Annotated in this window: 15 protein-coding genes; 1 reads left to right on the top strand and 14 read right to left on the bottom strand. The window is 70.4% G+C overall.

Annotated elements, in window-relative coordinates; all coding sequences use genetic code 11:
- Positions 1 to 503: 503 nt before the first annotated feature.
- The 6 genes from J4573_RS56365 to J4573_RS37580 form a co-directional block, all read right to left on the bottom strand.
- Entirely contained in the window at positions 504 to 1,274 is a 771-nt protein-coding gene (locus J4573_RS56365; RefSeq protein WP_307797212.1) for a MerR family transcriptional regulator, read from the bottom strand.
- 16 nt (positions 1,275 to 1,290) lie between these two features.
- Positions 1,291 to 1,782, bottom strand: coding sequence for a VOC family protein (locus J4573_RS37600; RefSeq protein WP_208260864.1), 492 nt, complete (start codon positions 1,780 to 1,782; stop codon positions 1,291 to 1,293).
- A gap of 22 nt (positions 1,783 to 1,804) precedes the next feature.
- Complete coding sequence (locus J4573_RS37595; RefSeq protein ID WP_208260863.1) at positions 1,805 to 2,854, bottom strand: hypothetical protein; 1,050 nt, start codon at positions 2,852 to 2,854, stop codon at positions 1,805 to 1,807.
- 64 nt (positions 2,855 to 2,918) lie between these two features.
- Positions 2,919 to 3,338 carry a hypothetical protein gene (locus J4573_RS37590; protein WP_208260862.1) on the bottom strand — a complete coding sequence of 140 codons (420 nt, stop codon included), beginning with the start codon at positions 3,336 to 3,338 and terminating at the stop codon, positions 2,919 to 2,921.
- Positions 3,339 to 3,508: 170 nt separating this feature from the next.
- Positions 3,509 to 4,783, bottom strand: a complete 1,275-nt coding sequence (gene tyrS / locus J4573_RS37585) for a tyrosine--tRNA ligase (RefSeq protein ID WP_208260861.1) — start codon at positions 4,781 to 4,783, stop codon at positions 3,509 to 3,511.
- An 87-nt stretch (positions 4,784 to 4,870) separates the two neighbouring features.
- Positions 4,871 to 5,521 carry a DNA-3-methyladenine glycosylase gene (locus tag J4573_RS37580; RefSeq protein ID WP_208260860.1) on the bottom strand — a complete coding sequence of 217 codons (651 nt, stop codon included), beginning with the start codon at positions 5,519 to 5,521 and terminating at the stop codon, positions 4,871 to 4,873.
- 181 nt (positions 5,522 to 5,702) lie between these two features.
- Between J4573_RS37580 and J4573_RS37575 the strand changes: the two genes are divergently transcribed.
- Positions 5,703 to 6,545 (top strand): SAM-dependent methyltransferase, encoded by an 843-nt coding sequence (locus tag J4573_RS37575; RefSeq protein WP_208260859.1) that lies wholly within the window; start codon positions 5,703 to 5,705, stop codon positions 6,543 to 6,545.
- Between the two features lie 97 nt (positions 6,546 to 6,642).
- Here the strand turns inward: J4573_RS37575 and argH are convergent, their stop codons facing one another.
- From argH to argC, 8 genes are all read right to left on the bottom strand, one after another.
- A complete protein-coding gene (gene argH / locus J4573_RS37570) occupies positions 6,643 to 8,067 on the bottom strand; it encodes an argininosuccinate lyase (protein WP_208260858.1) in 1,425 nt (474 codons plus the stop codon).
- Positions 8,068 to 8,172: 105 nt separating this feature from the next.
- Positions 8,173 to 9,372, bottom strand: coding sequence for an argininosuccinate synthase (locus J4573_RS37565; RefSeq protein ID WP_208260857.1), 1,200 nt, complete (start codon positions 9,370 to 9,372; stop codon positions 8,173 to 8,175).
- A 66-nt stretch (positions 9,373 to 9,438) separates the two neighbouring features.
- Positions 9,439 to 9,945, bottom strand: coding sequence for an arginine repressor (locus J4573_RS37560; RefSeq protein WP_208260856.1), 507 nt, complete (start codon positions 9,943 to 9,945; stop codon positions 9,439 to 9,441).
- Positions 9,946 to 9,964: 19 nt separating this feature from the next.
- Positions 9,965 to 10,885: an ornithine carbamoyltransferase gene (gene argF, locus J4573_RS37555; RefSeq protein WP_208260855.1), complete on the bottom strand. Its 921-nt coding sequence runs from the start codon at positions 10,883 to 10,885 to the stop codon at positions 9,965 to 9,967.
- A gap of 5 nt (positions 10,886 to 10,890) precedes the next feature.
- Positions 10,891 to 12,147: an acetylornithine transaminase gene (locus tag J4573_RS37550; RefSeq protein WP_208260854.1), complete on the bottom strand. Its 1,257-nt coding sequence runs from the start codon at positions 12,145 to 12,147 to the stop codon at positions 10,891 to 10,893.
- Positions 12,144 to 13,043 carry an acetylglutamate kinase gene (gene argB / locus J4573_RS37545; RefSeq protein WP_208260890.1) on the bottom strand — a complete coding sequence of 300 codons (900 nt, stop codon included), beginning with the start codon at positions 13,041 to 13,043 and terminating at the stop codon, positions 12,144 to 12,146. The genes J4573_RS37550 and argB overlap by 4 nt, the downstream gene beginning before the upstream one ends.
- 23 nt (positions 13,044 to 13,066) lie before the next feature.
- Entirely contained in the window at positions 13,067 to 14,224 is a 1,158-nt protein-coding gene (gene argJ / locus J4573_RS37540) for a bifunctional glutamate N-acetyltransferase/amino-acid acetyltransferase ArgJ (RefSeq protein WP_208260853.1), read from the bottom strand.
- Positions 14,221 to 15,252 carry an N-acetyl-gamma-glutamyl-phosphate reductase gene (gene argC / locus J4573_RS37535; protein ID WP_208260852.1) on the bottom strand — a complete coding sequence of 344 codons (1,032 nt, stop codon included), beginning with the start codon at positions 15,250 to 15,252 and terminating at the stop codon, positions 14,221 to 14,223. The genes argJ and argC overlap by 4 nt, the downstream gene beginning before the upstream one ends.
- Between the last annotated feature and the right edge of the window lie 197 nt (positions 15,253 to 15,449).

Raw genomic sequence — 15,449 nt, 5'->3', positions numbered from 1 at the left:
ACTTGCCTCAAAGAAATCCCCACCATCAACTCCGAAGAGCCAACGGCTACAGGGAGACCAGGCACCATGGCCTGGCCTATAAAGGCACTGGCTTTTAACACGCTGTTGAGTTCTCAAGAAACGGACACCCACCGCGTTCGATCCGCTTTCGCGGATCGCCCTCCGGGGCAACCCTTCAAGCTTACCCAAGCGGACCGATTTGTCAAACTTTCGATCTGTTTGGGCCCTTCTCGACCGATTCAAGGGCGCGACAGAGTCACGACCGTGAAGTCCGAGGAGGTTCCCCCTGGGGCCGGCCGCCGTCTCAGGCGTCCCGCTCCCCGGTGGGGCAGGTAGAACATTAGGTCGGGCCTTCGCCATCGTCAAATCGGTGAACCGGCCCGTTCGACGCACAGTTTTACCTGCTCAGGCCGCCATTTACAGGCCGTTACGGGCCTCGACGCCCGTCCATCGCGATCTCATTGTGATCCAGATCTACCGAACCTTTTCCCGCCACTGACTGATCACTCCCACCTGGCGGTCTCCGGATCGACTCCGTGGATCTTGGCATTGGCCCAGATCGCCTCGCGCAGCCATCCGGCCAGGTCAGGCGCCATCTGGTCGTAGTGCTCGACGTAGCGGGGATCCTCGACGTACGACCGGCCGATGCAGGCGTGCATGGCGTACGTGCAGTCGAAGTAAGTAGAGATCAGAGCCCGGTGCCGTTCGGCCAGGAAGTTCGCCTCGTCAGACCCCGGCGCGACACCCGCCCTGCAGGCCGCGGCAAGGTCGTCATGCAGAGCATTGGTCGTGTCAGCGATCTGCTTCCAGTCCTCAGGCCCCAGGTCCGCCGCCCGTTCCGCGTACTGAGCCCACTGCTTGCTCTCGCCCCACTTCTCCTCGGCCTCCTCCACCCGGGCCGGATCCCAGTCGTCCCCGAAGATCTCGACCTGCTGCTCGGGCGTGAGCCGGATACCGGTCGCGGACGCCTCCAGCATGCGGTCCACCGCGCCGACCATCGACTGGAGCCGAGAGATCCGATCGAGGAGCTGGGCGCGCTGCCGGAGCAGCTGCTCCCGTTCATCGGCCTCCGGGTCGTCCAGCAGCCGCCCGATCTGTGCCAAGGGCAGCCCGAGCTCCCGGTAGACCAGGACCTGATGGATCCGGGCCACGTCGTCCCCGGAGTAGACCCGATAGCCGCCCGCCGTACGCCCACTCGGGTGCACGAGGCCGATCGCGTCCCAGTGATGCAGAGTCTTCACACTCACACCGACCAGGGCCGCCGCCCTGCCCACGGTGAGCCCCTCGGCATCAGTTTCGCGGAATATCGAACCCCACCTCCCTCAAGGCGTCGGCCTGCGCGCCATCAGGATCGATCGGCCGGGCCGCGGTCATGACAACGCGCGTGTTCTCCGGTGTGACAACCGTCAGCTCCAGGGAATTCCACGGCATCTCAGCCGGTCCGGCCGTGCACCCCGGCCTCAGCTTCTCGCATGCCTCAGTGATCTCCTCCAACTGCCCGACCACACAAGCGAAGCTCACGCTCATCGCCGACGCGGCGTCCGCCTGCTCACCCGGCACCAGCAGCACATCCTGGAACGCCCACCGCCGCAGATGAGTGAGCCTGCCAGGGATCGAGAAGAGATCGATGAACCCGAGCCCGCGCATCCAGAAGTCCTTGGACGCCTCCAGGTCAGCAACCGGAACGGTCATGAACATCGGCATGCCATAGATCTCCCGGTAGACCTCGGGAGCCACCGCATCGAGCGCGGGCATCGGTACGGGACTGACGAATTCGCTCATGCCCCGATCGTCGGGCCTCCTGTTACGTCAGGGTCAACCCGAACCCGCCCATCCCGTCGTAGATCTTCATCAACCATGGCCGGCGCACCTCCGGCAGCCGCGCCAGCGTCCGCAGGAACACCCGCCGATCAGGTTGGAAGGGCCCGTTGGGATGCATCGGCGGCGCATCGTCGCGGTGCACACCGTCAGGCATCCGCCTCGTGGCCGGAACGGGCGTCCGCCCCTCGTCCGACACCAACCGCATCCAGATGTCGGAGGGCAACGGCACCACGGTCATCACGTCGCCACGCGGCCGCCATGCCTCGCCGGTCTGCGGATGCACGGGCACGAGGGCGATGTCGCCATCCCCCTCAGGAAGATCCGGCCCGGCCAAGGCCAGCCGCCGTGCGGGCGCGGGCGCGGGTGGAAGGAGGCCGTCGATCGAGGTGCGCAGCGTCTCGGCAATGAGTCCGTCCGGGACGTTCACAGGCCTGCCGGTTGAGGCGACGAGCAGGTGGGCCAGCGCCGCCCCCATTGCCGCCGTCCATTCCCCGCTCCAGTAGCCGGGCTGCTCGACCAGCGGTTTGTCAGGCCGCTCCGACAGCACCTCGTCCCAGCTCAGCTCGCGCGCCCCGGCAGTCGGAACGCGCCGTACGGCTCGTGGGTCCAGCCGGACGGCCTGCCAGAGCGAGCAGTCGTCGATCCGGGTGGCCACCGGGACCCCGCACCGCTCGCAGGCCAGGTTGGGGCCATCACGGCCGTCCAGGCCCAGGCAGTAGCCGTCCAGCCGTTCAGGGATCAGAACGGTGCCGCGAACCTCGCCGGGGGCGATGACGATCGTTCCCGGCGGCCCGTCGGACAGGACTGGAACCGGGGCGTAGACACCGCGCGACTCCGCCTCCGCGGCGCCGATCTGGCTCCAGGGCCGCCATGGCGTGCCGAACGGCTCGGGGTCGATCGCGTACGTGCCGGGCGGCAGGAGCGGCGGGAGCAGGTCGTGGCCGAATCGCTGATGGGCGTGAACGGGGAGCGCGACGCGCGAGACCTCGGCGGTCAGCGACGCCTGGCACTCCATGCACGTGAAGACGCTCATCTCGCGGAGACCATAAGACCGCGCGGAGCGGAGGGTGGGGCGGGCGGGCCGCCCCACCGCTTGGCTAACAGTTGAAGGTGACCGTTACTCCGGTGATCTGGCCGGGGGCGGCCTTGATGCGGACGGCGGGCATGGCGAGGTTGTTGCCCCAGGGGACGGCGATGATGCGGTGCGGGCTGTCGGGGGACATTGCGGGGACGCCGTACCAGGTCTCCTTGTTCTGGTCGTTGTAGCCCTTGACCTCGGCGACGGCGATGCCGACGTTGCTCTGGAGGTTGATGTCGTAGCCCTGCTTCCAGCCTGGGCTGCCGGCGATGCCCGCGCTGCCCTGGCCTACGGTCCAGTCGGACTTGAACGGCGGGGCGACGACCGTGCCGTCGCAGCTTTTGAGCTTGGCGGGAGCGGCTGAGGCTGGGGCGGCGAGCGCGGTGGCGGCCGAGCCCGCGGCGATGGCGGTCAGGGCGAGTTTCCAGGTCTTGTGCATGCGACGTCCTTCGTTGGGAGCGGGTCCATCCGTAAGCACCATGCCGACTGATTACTCTGTGTGACTATCTCACCACTGCATCAGTTGCATGCCTCCGGAGGTAGGGCGGCGCTCCCCCAACGCAGAACGGGCCGGTCCGATGTGCTCGGACCGGCCCGTTCTGGCTGGAACTACGAGGTGACTTCTATGCCGCCCACGTTGCGCTTGCCTCGGCGCAGGACCAGATAGCGGCCGTGCAGGAGGTCGGCGGCGGTGGGCGCGGCGTCCTCGGCCTCGACCTTGGCGTTGTTGAGGTACGCGCCGCCCTGGGCGATGGCGCGGCGGGCCTCGGACTTGCTCTTGCAGAGGCCCGTGGCGGCCAGGAGGTCGGCCACCGTGGGTAGTTCGCCTGGAGGCAGTTCGGTGCGCGGGACTTCGGCCAGGGCTGCTTTCAGCGTCCGCTCGTCGAGCTCTTCGAGGGCGCCTTGGCCGAAGAGGGCCTTGGACGCGGCGATGGCGGCCTCGGTCTCCTCGGCGCTGTGGATGAGGGTGGTCATCTCCTCGGCCAGCGCCCGCTGCGGGATCCGTGCGGCGGGACGTTCGGCGCCCTGCTTCAGCAGGTCCTCGATCTCCTCGCGGGAACGGAAGCTGAAGAACTTGAAGTAGTTCTCCACGTCCTGGTCGCCCGCGTTGAACCAGAACTGGTACAGCGCGTACGGCGAGGTCATGTCGGGGTCGAGCCAGTAGGTCTCGCCGCCGGCGGTCTTGCCGAACTTGGAGCCGTCGGCCTTGGTCAGCAGCGGGGTGGTCAGGGCGTGTGCGGTGCCGCCCTCGGCGCGGCGGATCAGGTCGACCCCGGCCGTGAGGTTGCCCCACTGGTCACTGCCGCCGGTCTGCAGCGTGCAGCCGTGCCGCCGGTACAGCTCCAGGTAGTCCATGCCCTGCAGCAGCACGTAGCTGAACTCGGTGTAGCTCATGCCCGAGCTCTCCAGGCGGGCCTTCACCGTCTCGCGGGCCAGCATCTTGTTGACCGGGAAGTGCTTGCCGATGTCGCGCAGGAACTCGATGACCGACATGGGGCCGGTCCAGTCGAGGTTGCTGACCATGGTGGCGCCGGTCGGGCCGTCGTTGAACTCCAGGAACTTCGACACCTGGCCGCCGATGCGCTGGACCCAGCCGGCGACGGTCTCCTCGGAGTTCAGCACGCGCTCGGTGCTCTTGCCGCTCGGGTCGCCGATCAGGCCGGTGGCGCCGCCGACCAGGCCGATGGGCTTGTGCCCGGCCTGTTGGAAGCGCCGTACGGTCAGGATCTGCACGAGGTTGCCGACGTGCAGCGAGGGCGCCGTCGGGTCGAACCCGCAATAGAGCGTGACCGGCCCCGCGGCGAGCGATGCCCGCAGTTCGCCCAGATCAGTGGACTGCGCGATCAAGCCGCGCCACGCGAGATCGTCGATGATGTCGGTCACGTTCTCCCTCGTCTCCGCCTTCTTGCTGTCCGTACGCGACCAGCGTGCCCGATGGGCCGCCGGTCCCGGTAACGATATTTCACCGGCCTAACGAGAGCCGGGGTGGACACGGCGCCGCGGCACGTGGAGGCGGTACGGCGAGACGCTGCGCTCACCGTCGATCCAGAACCGCCACGGCGTGTCCTTGGCCCCGTTCACCCCGGTCCGCGGGCCTGTCTTGATCAGCGCGGGGTCGGCCGGGTCGCCCTCCCGCACCTGGAGCGGGCCGTCCGGCGAGCACACGTCGAGCCCGTACTGTTCGCGCCCGATGGCCAGGGCCTGGCAGAGCCTCGCCGGTCCGCGCGCCAGGTCCCGTACGGTCGAACGTGCCCGGCGGGACCGCGCCAGCTCCTCCCCCGCCACGATCTCGCCCGCGCGCAGCAGCACGGCCGAGGCGTTGCCCTCCTCAGCGCACACCAGGTTCATGCAGAAGTGCATGCCGTAGGTGAAGTACACGTACGAATAGCCGGGCGGCCCGAACATCACCGCGTTGCGTTCCGTACGGCCGCGGTAGGCGTGCGAGGCCGGGTCGAGCGGGCCCGCGTACGCCTCGACCTCGGTAAGCCGCAGCGCGACCTCGCCCTCGTCCGTGCGGTGGGTCAGCACGCGGCCGAGCAGGTCGGGCGCGACCTCCTCCACCTGCCGGTCGAAGAAGTCCCGCTTCAGCAACGCGCCACCGCCATCGCCGACGCCGCTCATCCCACCACCATGATCGTCAAGGAGATCCACCCGGAAGAAACCCGCCCGGCGGCCACCGTATCGCCCCTCGGGCCCGGTCCGGTCCGGACCTCCCGGCCTGCACGAATCCCCCGAAAACATGGCGAAAGCCATCGAATGACTCATACGCTAGACGATCATTACGTGAGCGACGGAGGGCTCGATGGGGGACGAGAACTGGAACGCGGGCCTGGCGCGCGACGACGGGCCGATCGAGCCCGTCGACCTGCGCACCGACCAGCCTCACCCGGCCCGCGTCTACGACTTCCTGCTCGGCGGCAAGGACAACTATCCCGCCGACCGCGCGGCGGCCGAGCTCGGCATGAGCCGGTCGCCGGAGGTGCGGGACATCGCGCTGGCCAACCGCGCCTTCCTGCGCCGCGCGGTCACCGATGTGGCGCGGTCGGGCGTACGGCAGTTCCTGGACCTGGGCACGGGCATCCCGACCAGCCCGAACGTCCACGAGGTCGCGCAGTCGGTCTACTCGGGCGCGCGCGTGGTCTACGTCGACAACGACCCGATCGTGTCCGCGCACGCGCGGGCGCTGCTGGCCTCCGCCGGAACGACCAACCTCGTTCAGGCGGACCTGCGCGACATCGACGCGATCCTCGATCACCCCGGCACCCAGCGGCTGATCGACTTCCGCGAACCGGTGGCGGTGATGATGGTCGCGATCCTGCACCACATTCCGGACGAGTCCGACCCGCGTGGCATCGCCCAGCGCCTGATGGAACGGGCCGCGCCCGGCAGCCACCTGGTGGTCGCCCACCTCGGCGCCGACCTCGCCCCCGAGAAGGCCAAGGGCGTCTCGGCGGCAGCCGCACAGCAGGGCATCACGCTACTGCCGCGCGACCGCTCGGTCATCGAGAGCTTCTTCGACGGCCTGGAGATGCTCGACCCGGGCCTGGTCCGGCTGCCCCTGTGGCGCCCGAACGGCCCGGACGACCCCGAAGCAGGCGACGTGGCCAAGGTCTGGTCCTACGGCGGCGTAGCCCGCAAGCCCTGAGCGACCATTTCGCCGATCTTGCTCTCAGCGCCCCTTCGTGTGCCTTTCCAGGGCGCTGAGAGCAAGATCGGCGAGGTGATGGCGCCGGGTGCGAGAGCTACTCGTCGGTTTCTGAGCCGGAGCCCCAGGTGGCGTGCTCGTTCACCAGGCTGCGCAGGGCGTTCATCTGCTCGCGCACCCGGTCGGGCGCGGTGCCGCCGTAGGCCTTGCGCGAGGCGAGGGCGCCCTGGACGTTCAGGACCTCGCGTACGTCGGGCGTGAGGTGCGGGGAGACCTTGGCGAGCTCCTCGTCGGTGAGCTCGTCCATGTCCTTGTCGTTCACCTGGCACCACACCACCAGGTGGCCGACGACCTCGTGCGCGTCGCGGAACGCGACGCCGCGCCGCACCAGCAGCTCGGCCAGGTCGGTCGCCAGGGCGAAGCCCTGCGGGGCGAGCGCCTCCAGGCGCTCGGTGTTGACCCGCATCGTGGCGATGAGGCCGGACATCGCGGGCAGGACCAGGAGCAGCGTCTCGACGGCGTCGAACGCGCCTTCCTTGTCCTCCTGCATGTCGCGGTTGTAGGTGAGCGGCAGGCCCTTGAGGGTGGTGAGCAGGCCGACCAGGTGCCCGATGAGACGCCCGGCCTTGCCGCGCGCGAGCTCGGCCACGTCCGGGTTCTTCTTCTGCGGCATGATCGACGACCCGGTGGCGTAGGTGTCGTCCATCTCGATCCAGCGGAACTCCTGCGACGCCCACAGGCAGATTTCCTCGCCGAGCCGCGACAGGTGCACGCCGACGAGGGCGGCGGCGAAGAGGAACTCGGCCACGAAGTCGCGGTCGGCGACCGCGTCCATGGAGTTGGCGGCGGCCGCGTCGAAGCCGAGCTCGGCGGCGGTGACCTGCGGGTCCAGCGGCAGCGACGACCCGGCCAGCGCGCCCGAGCCGAGCGGCGAGACCGAGGTGCGCCTGTCCCAGTCGCGCAGGCGGTCGATGTCGCGGGTGAGCGGCTGCACGTGCGCGAGCAGCTGGTGCGAGAAGAGCACCGGCTGAGCGTGCTGGAGGTGGGTCATGCCGGGCGCGGCGACGCCGAGGTTGTGGTCGGCCTGCGCGATCAGCGCGGTCTCCAGCTCGACCAGGCGCGAGACGATCTGGCGGGCCGCGTCGCGCAGGTAGAGCCGCAGGTCGGTGGCGACCTGGTCGTTGCGGCTGCGGCCGGCGCGCAGCTTGCCGCCGAGCGCGCCGAGGCGCTCCAGCAGCCCGCGCTCCAGCGCGGTGTGCACGTCCTCGTCGGCGACGGTCGGGCGGAACTCGCCGGACTTGCACGCCTCCTCGAGGTCGTCCAGGGCGCCGATCATGCGCGCCAGCTCGTCATCGGTGAGCAGGCCCGCCCGGTTCAGCACCCGGGCGTGCGCGCGCGAGCCCATGAGGTCGTACGGGGCGAGCCGCCAGTCGAACTGGACGCTCACCGAGAGCCGCGCGAGCGCGTCCGACGGCCCGCCCTCGAACCGGCCGCCCCACAGTCGCGTCGGTGCCTTGGTCACGAAAATCCTCTACTTCCTGCTACCGGTATTGATGGTTTCTGCTGCTGGGTCGTGCTGGGTCCTACCGCCGATTCTGAACGCCCGTGCGCGCGGAATCAGCCCTCTTCAGCCCTGCTCGCGGTTCCGCGCCGCGGCGATCTTGCCGGGCAGGCTCCACAGCTCGACGAAGCCCTTGGCCAGGCTCTGGTCGAAGGAGTCGCCCGTGTCGTACGTAGCCAGATCGTAGCTGTACAGCGACGCCCCGCTGCGCCGCCCCGTGACGACCGCGCGGCCGCCGTGCAGGGTCAGCCGGACGTCGCCGGAGACGTACCGCTGCGCGTCGTCGATGAACGCGTCGAGGGCGTTCTTCAGCGGCGAGTACCAGAGGCCGTCGTAGACCAGCTCGCCCCACCGCTGGTCGACCGACCGCTTGAAGCGGGCCAGGTCGCGTTCGACGGTGACGTTCTCCAGCTCCATGTGCGCGGCGATCAGCGCGATGGCGGCGGGCGCCTCGTAGACCTCGCGGCTCTTGATGCCGACGAGCCGGTCCTCGACCATGTCGAGGCGGCCGACGCCCTGCGCGCCCGCGCGCCGGTTGAGCTCGGCGATCACCTCGTACGGTGTGAGCGGGCGGCCGTCCAGCGCGACCGGCACGCCCGCGGCGAACGTGATGACGACCTCGTCGGCCTCGCGCGGCTCGGCCGGGTCGGCGGTGTAGTCGTAGAGGTCCTCGATCGGGCCGTTCCAGATGTCCTCGAGGAAGCCGGTCTCGACGGCGCGGCCCCACAGGTTCTGGTCGATGGAGTACGGGGACTTCTTCGTGACGTCGATCGGCAGGCCCTTGTCCTCGGCGAAGGCGATCGCCTTGTCGCGCGTCCAGGCGTAGTCGCGGGCCGGGGCGATGACCTTGAGGTCGGGGCTGAGCGCGGCCAGGCCGGCCTCGAAGCGGACCTGGTCGTTGCCCTTGCCGGTGCAGCCGTGCGAGACGGCGGTGCCGCCGAACTGCCGCGCGGCGGCGGCCAGGTGCTTGACGATCAGCGGCCGGGACAGCGCGGAGACCAGCGGGTAGCGGTCCATGTAGAGGGCGTTGGCCCGCAGCGCCGGTACGCAGTACTCGGCGGCGAACTCCTCCTTGGCGTCCACGACGATCGACTCGACGGCGCCGCAGCCGAGGGCGCGCTTGCGGACGGCCTCCAGGTCCTCGCCGCCCTGGCCGAGGTCGAGCGCGACGGCGATGACCTCGGCGCCGGCCTGCTCGGCGATGTACGGGATGGCGACGGAGGTGTCCAGGCCTCCTGAGTACGCGAGGACGACACGCTCGCTCATGATGATGAAACTCCTGCTCAAGCTGAAAGGGATGACGGCGTACGAGAGCTGGGGGCGGCGAGGCCCCTAGCTTCGTCGGTCGGTCAGCCGCAGGAGCGCCTGCGCGAGTTCCTCCCCGCCCGCGGGGTCGCGGGCGATCACCAGGATCGAGTCGTCGCCGGCGACGGTGCCGAGGACGGCCCGCCACTCGGCGTGGTCGATGGCCGAGGCGAGGTACTGCGCGGCCCCGGGCGGGGTGCGGACGATGACCAGGTTGGCGGACGCCTCGGCGGAGACCAGCAGTTCGGCCGCGAGCCGGTTCAGCCGGCCGGCGAAGGTCTCCGCGGCGCCGGTGCGGGTGCGCTTGATGCGTTCCCCGCCCTCCCCCGGCACGGCATAGATCAGGCTGCCGTCGTCGGCGCGGAGCTTCACCGCGCCGATCTCCACCAGATCGCGCGAGAGCGTGGCCTGGGTGACCTCCAGGCCCTCGTCACCGAGCAGCTTGGCCAGCTCGCCCTGCGAGTGCACCGGGTTCCTGGTCAGCAGGTCGATCACCCGCGCGTGCCGGGCCGCCTTGGTCATCGGTGTGGTCATGTCATGGTTTCCCTGGAAGTCATGGGAGCGATTTCTCGAGCAGCCACGTGAGCAGCGCCTTCTGGGCGTGCAGCCGGTTCTCCGCCTCGTCCCACACCCTGCTCTGCGGCCCGTCCAGGACGGCGGCGGCGATCTCCTTGCCCCGGTAGGCCGGCAGGCAGTGCAGCACGATCGCGTCGCCGGCGGCGAGCGCCAGCAGCGCCTCGTCCACAGCGTACGGCTCGTAGAGCTCGGTGCCCTTGCCTTCCTGCCCCATCGACACCCACGTGTCGGTCGCCAGGACGTCCGCTCCGCTCGCCGCCTGCTTGGCGTCGGCGGTCACCAGGACCGAGCCACCGGTCTGAGCGGCGATCTCCTCGGCCCGCGCGAGGATCGCCGGGTCGGGCGGCAGCGACTCGGGCGCGGCGATCCGTACGTGCATCCCGGCGGTGGCGCAGCCGAGCAGGTAGGAGTGGGCCATGTTGTTGGCGCCGTCGCCGAAGTAGGCGAAGGTGAGCCCGGCGAGCTCGCCCTTGGCCTCGCGGACGGTCTGCAGGTCGGCGAGGATCTGGCACGGGTGGAACTCGTCGGTGAGGGCGTTCACCACCGGCACCGCGGTCCCGGCGGCCATCTCCTCGATGCGCTCCTGCCCGCCCGTACGCCAGACGATCGCGCTGACCTGGCGCTCCAGCACGCGGGCGGTGTCGGCGATGGTCTCGCCGCGGCCGAGCTGGCTGGTGCCGGCGTCCATCACCAGCGCGTTGCCGCCGAGCTCGGCGATGCCGACGGCGAACGAGACGCGGGTCCGGGTGGAGGACTTGTCGAACATGACGGCCACCGACCGCGGCCCCTCCAGGGGCTTGCGGCCGAAGCGGTCGGCCTTCATCGCGGCGGCCAGGTCGAGCACCTCGGCCTGCTCGGCGGGGGTGAGGTCGTCGTCCCTGAGGAAGTGCCGGACCATCTGCGTCAGTTCTCCTTCTGGGGGGAGGCCGCCTGGGGGGAGGCCGCCTGGGGGGAGGCCGCCTGGGGGGAGGCCGCTTCAGCCGCCGCGTCGAGGATCGCCGGGAGGGCGTCCACGAACGACTGGGCCTGTTCGGAGGTGAGGATGAGCGGCGGGGCGAGCCGTACGGCGTTCGGCTGGAGGGCGTTGACCAGGAAACCGGCCTCGCGGGCGGCGGCCTCGACGGCGGGGGCCTCGTTCGCGGTCAGGACCAGCGCGAGCCACAGCCCGCGGCCCCGCACGCCCGCCAGCAGCGGGTGGCCGGTCGCGGCGATGCCGCCCGCGAGCAGCTCGCCGACCTTGGTGACGTGGTCGAGCAGGCCGTCGCGGTCGATGGTGTCGAGCACGGCGAGCGCGGCCGCGGCGGCGATCGGGTTGCCGCCGAACGTGCTGCCGTGGTCTCCCTTGGCGAAGATGTCGCCGTAGCGGCCGAACGCGACGCAGGCGCCGATCGGCATGCCGCCGCCGAGCCCCTTGGCCAGCGTCAGGATGTCCGGCCGGACGCACTCGTGCTGGTGCGCGAACCAGGCACCGGTCCGGCCGATCGCGGACTGGATCTCATCGGCGACGAACAGCGCGCCGGTCTCGGTGCAGATCTGGCGGGCGGCGGCGAAGTAGCCCTCGGGCGGCGGCACGACCCCGGCCTCGCCCTGCGTCGGCTCCAGGAACACCGCCGCGCAGTCCTCGGTCACCGCGACGCGCAGCGCGTCCGCGTCACCGTAGGGAACGAACCGCACGTCGAGCGCGAACGGCCCGAACGGCTCGCGGATCGACTGCTTGCCGGTGAGCGACAGCGCGCCCATGCTCCGGCCGTGGAAGCCGTTCTCGGTGGCGACGAAGTAGGAGCGTCCCTCGGCCTTGCCGTACTTGATGGCGACCTTCAGCGCGCACTCGTTGGCCTCGGTGCCGCTGTTGGCGAGGAAGACGCGCCCGTCGCCGCCGAGCAGCTCGCGGAGCCGTTCGGCCAGCATGATCTCGGGCTCGTTGACGAACAGGTTGGAGGTGTGGGCGAGCGTGGCGGCCTGCTCGGCGATCGCCTCGACCAGCGCCGGGTGGGCGTGGCCGAGCGAGCTCACCGCGATGCCGCCGATCAGGTCGAGGTAGGCGTTGCCGTCGGCGTCCCAGATCCGGCTGCCCTCGCCGCACGCGAGCGCCAGCGACGGCACGCCGTAGTTGCTCATGAACGCGGCCTCGTACCGTTCGCGCAGTTCCTTGGTGCTCATGTCGCGGGCCCTCCCGGGCTCGGCAGGACCATCGTCCCGATGCCCTCGTCGGTGAAGATCTCCAGCAGCAGCGAGTGCAGCACGCGGCCGTCCAGGACATGCGCCTGCGGCACGCCGCCGCGCACCGCCTGCAGGCAGGCCTCCATCTTCGGCACCATGCCCGCCGACAGCCTTGGCAGCAGCTCGGCCAGCTCGTCGGTGACGATCTCGTCGATGACGTCGTCGCTGTCGGGCCAGTCGGCGTACAGGCCCTCGACGTCGGTGAGGACGACCAGCTTGGAGGCGTCCAGCGCGACGGCCAGGGCCGCGGCGGCGGTATCGGCGTTGACGTTGTAGATCTCGCCGTCGTCGCCACGCGCGATGCTCGACACCACGGGGATCCGGCCGTCGTCCAGCAGCGCGCGGACCGCGCCGACCTGGACCTCGACGATCTCGCCGACCTGGCCGATGTCGACCGGCTCGCCGTCCACCAGCGCGTGCTTGCGCTCGGCGGTGAACAGGTTGGCGTCCTCGCCGGACATGCCGACGGCGAACGCGCCGTGCCGGTTGATGAGGCCGACCACGTCCCGCTGGACCTGGCCGGTCAGCACCATCCGGACGACCTCGACGGCCTCGGGGGTGGTGACGCGCAGGCCCGCGGTGAAGCTGGACTCGATGCCGTGCCGTTCCAGCGCGGCGTTGATCTGCGGGCCGCCGCCGTGCACGATGACCGGCTTCAGCCCGGCGTAGCGGAGGAACACCACGTCCTCGGCGAACGGATGGCGCAGCTCCTCGTCGGTCATCGCATGGCCACCGTACTTGATCACGACGGTGGCGCCGTGGAAGCGCTCCAGCCACGGCAGCGCCTTGATCAGCGTCTCGGCCTTGGACATGACGCCCGCGCGGTTCTTGCGCATGCGGGCGCCCGAAACGGTCGCCGTCATGTGGAGTACGCCGAGTTCTCGTGGACGTAGTCGGCCGTGAGGTCGGTGGTCCACACGGTGGCGCTGTTCGGGCCGGCCGACAGGTCGACGGTGATCGTCACGTCGCGCGGGCGCAGGTCCACCTTGTCGCGGTCGTCGCCGAACGAGCCGTCCCGGCACACCCACACGCCGTTGATGGCGACGTTCAGCTGGTCGGGGTCGAAGACCGCCTCGGTGGTGCCGACCGCGGCCAGCACGCGGCCCCAGTTGGGGTCCTCGCCGTGGATGGCGCACTTCAGCAGGTTGTTGCGGGCGACGGCACGGCCGACGGTGACCGCGTCGAAGTCGTTGGCGGCGCCGACGACCTCGATGGCGATGGCCTTGGAGGCGCCCTCGGCGTCCACCAGGAGCTGGCGGGTGAGGTCGTTGCAGACCTCGGTGAGCAGTGCGGTGAACTCGGCCTCGTCCGGGGTGACGCCGGAGGCGCCGGAGGCCATCAGCAGCACGGTGTCGTTGGTCGACATGGCGCCGTCGGAGTCGAGCCGGTCGAGCGTGACCGCGGTCGCCGAGCGCAGCGCCCGGTCCAGTGTCCCGGCGGGCAGGTCGGCGTCGGTGGTGACGACCGACAGCATGGTGGCCAGGGAGGGGGCGAGCATGCCCGCGCCCTTGGCCATCGCGCCGATCATGTAGCCGCCGGTGCCCTGGCGGAAGGCGATCTTGGCGACGGTGTCGGTGGTACGGATCGCGTCGGCGGCGGCGAGGCCGCCGCCCGTGCGCGACAGCTCGGCCGCCGCGGCGGCGACACCGGGCAGCAGCTTGTCCATCGGCAGCCGCTCGCCGATCAGGCCGGTCGAGCAGACGATGATCTCGCCCGCCGACTCCTCCAGCAGCTCGGCGGTCTTCTCGGCGGTGGCGTGGGTGTCCTGGAAGCCGTCCGGGCCGGTACAGGCGTTCGCACCGCCGGAGTTCAGCACCACGGCGCGGACGCTACCGCCCTTGATGACCTGCTCCGACCAGATGACGGGTGCGGCCTTCACGCGGTTGCGGGTGAAGACGGCCGCCGCCGCGCGGGAGGGCCCGTCGTTGACGACCAGGGCCACGTCGCGGGCTCCGCTGTTCTTCAGGCCGGCGACGACGCCGGCGGCGCGGAAGCCCTGGGGGGCGGTGACGCTCAAGGGGACACTCCGATCGTGGTGAGACCGAGCTCTTCGGGCAGGCCGAGGGCGAGATTGGCGCTCTGGACGGCACCACCGCCCGTGCCCTTGGTGAGGTTGTCGATGGCGGCGACCACGACGAGGCGCCCGGCGCGTTCGTCGATGGCGGCCTGGACCAGGGCGCTGTTGGCGCCGAGCGTCATGGAGGTGGCGGGCCACTGGCCTTCGGGCAGGAGGCCGACGAACGGCTCGGCGGCGTAGGCCTCCTGGTAGGCCTCGCGCAGGCGCTCGGTGGTGACGCCGGGCCTGATCTTGGCGGTGCAGGTCGCCAGGATGCCGCGGCTCATCGGCGCGAGCGTCGGGGTGAACGAGAGGGTGACCGGCTCGCCCGCGACGGCGCTCAGGTTCTGGATCATCTCGGGGGTGTGGCGGTGCGTGCCGCCGACGCCGTACGCGCTGACCGAGCCCATGACCTCGCTGCCCAGCAGGTGGGGCTTGAGGGAACGGCCCGCGCCCGAGGTGCCGGAGGCGGCGACGACCACGATGTCGTCCGGCTCGGCCAGTCCCGCGGCGAACGCGGGGAACAGCGCGAGCGTGACGGCGGTCGGGTAGCAGCCGGGCACCGCGATCCGGCGCGTGGTGCGCAGCACGTCGCGCTGGCCGGGCAGTTCGGGCAGCCCGTACGGCCAGGTGCCGGCGTGCGGCGAACCGTAGAAGTGCTCCCAGTCGGCGGCCTCGGCGAGCCGGTAGTCGGCGCCGCAGTCCACGACCAGCACGTCCTTGCCGAGCGTCTCGGCGATCGGGCCCGACTGCCCGTGCGGCAGGCCGAGGAAGACCACGTCGTGACCGTCCAGGACCTCCGGGGTCGTCTCGGCCAGCACGCGCGTTCCGAGGGATCGCAGATGCGGCTGGTGGACGCGCAGCTCGGTGCCCGCGTTGGAGCCCGCCGTGAGGGCTCCGATCTCGAATCCTGGATGTCCCGCGAGGATGCGCAGCACCTCGCCGCCCGCGTAACCGCTGGCTCCGGCGACCGCCGCCCTGATTCCCATGTCCGTCAGCCCTCCCGATGCTGTCAGCAAGAGTATGCATGACAGTGGATGAGTATTCAATCGAGTCAAGCCCGGCTCTCACCATCCGAGACCGGGATCTGACCCTTCGGGGTCTGAACTTTCGTGGCCAGATCTTACGAGGGCAGATCTTTCGATGCCTAATCATTTGACAGCTAAATATCGGAGGGCTAACAATG

It is taken from the genome of Actinomadura barringtoniae, assembly GCF_017573505.1.
GTDB classification, from domain to species: Bacteria; Actinomycetota; Actinomycetes; order Streptosporangiales; family Streptosporangiaceae; genus Spirillospora; species Spirillospora barringtoniae.
Note: the sequence above shows the minus strand (reverse complement) of the source record. Positions and strands in the feature narration are given on the sequence as shown.

Bases quoted from the DNA above. Each gene is read 5' to 3' on its own strand.
- J4573_RS37600 (WP_208260864.1), bottom strand. From the start codon at position 1,782: ATGAGCGAATTCGTCAGTCCCGTACCGATGCCCGCGCTCGATGCGGTG.
- J4573_RS37595 (WP_208260863.1), bottom strand. From the start codon at position 2,854: ATGAGCGTCTTCACGTGCATGGAGTGCCAGGCGTCGCTGACCGCCGAG.
- J4573_RS37590 (WP_208260862.1), bottom strand. From the start codon at position 3,338: ATGCACAAGACCTGGAAACTCGCCCTGACCGCCATCGCCGCGGGCTCG.
- J4573_RS37580 (WP_208260860.1), bottom strand. From the start codon at position 5,521: ATGAGCGGCGTCGGCGATGGCGGTGGCGCGTTGCTGAAGCGGGACTTC.
- J4573_RS37575 (WP_208260859.1), top strand. From the start codon at position 5,703: ATGGGGGACGAGAACTGGAACGCGGGCCTGGCGCGCGACGACGGGCCG.
- J4573_RS37565 (WP_208260857.1), bottom strand. From the start codon at position 9,372: ATGAGCGAGCGTGTCGTCCTCGCGTACTCAGGAGGCCTGGACACCTCC.
- J4573_RS37560 (WP_208260856.1), bottom strand. From the start codon at position 9,945: ATGACCACACCGATGACCAAGGCGGCCCGGCACGCGCGGGTGATCGAC.
- argF (WP_208260855.1), bottom strand. From the start codon at position 10,885: ATGGTCCGGCACTTCCTCAGGGACGACGACCTCACCCCCGCCGAGCAG.
- J4573_RS37550 (WP_208260854.1), bottom strand. From the start codon at position 12,147: ATGAGCACCAAGGAACTGCGCGAACGGTACGAGGCCGCGTTCATGAGC.
- argB (WP_208260890.1), bottom strand. From the start codon at position 13,043: ATGCGCAAGAACCGCGCGGGCGTCATGTCCAAGGCCGAGACGCTGATC.
- argC (WP_208260852.1), bottom strand. From the start codon at position 15,252: ATGGGAATCAGGGCGGCGGTCGCCGGAGCCAGCGGTTACGCGGGCGGC.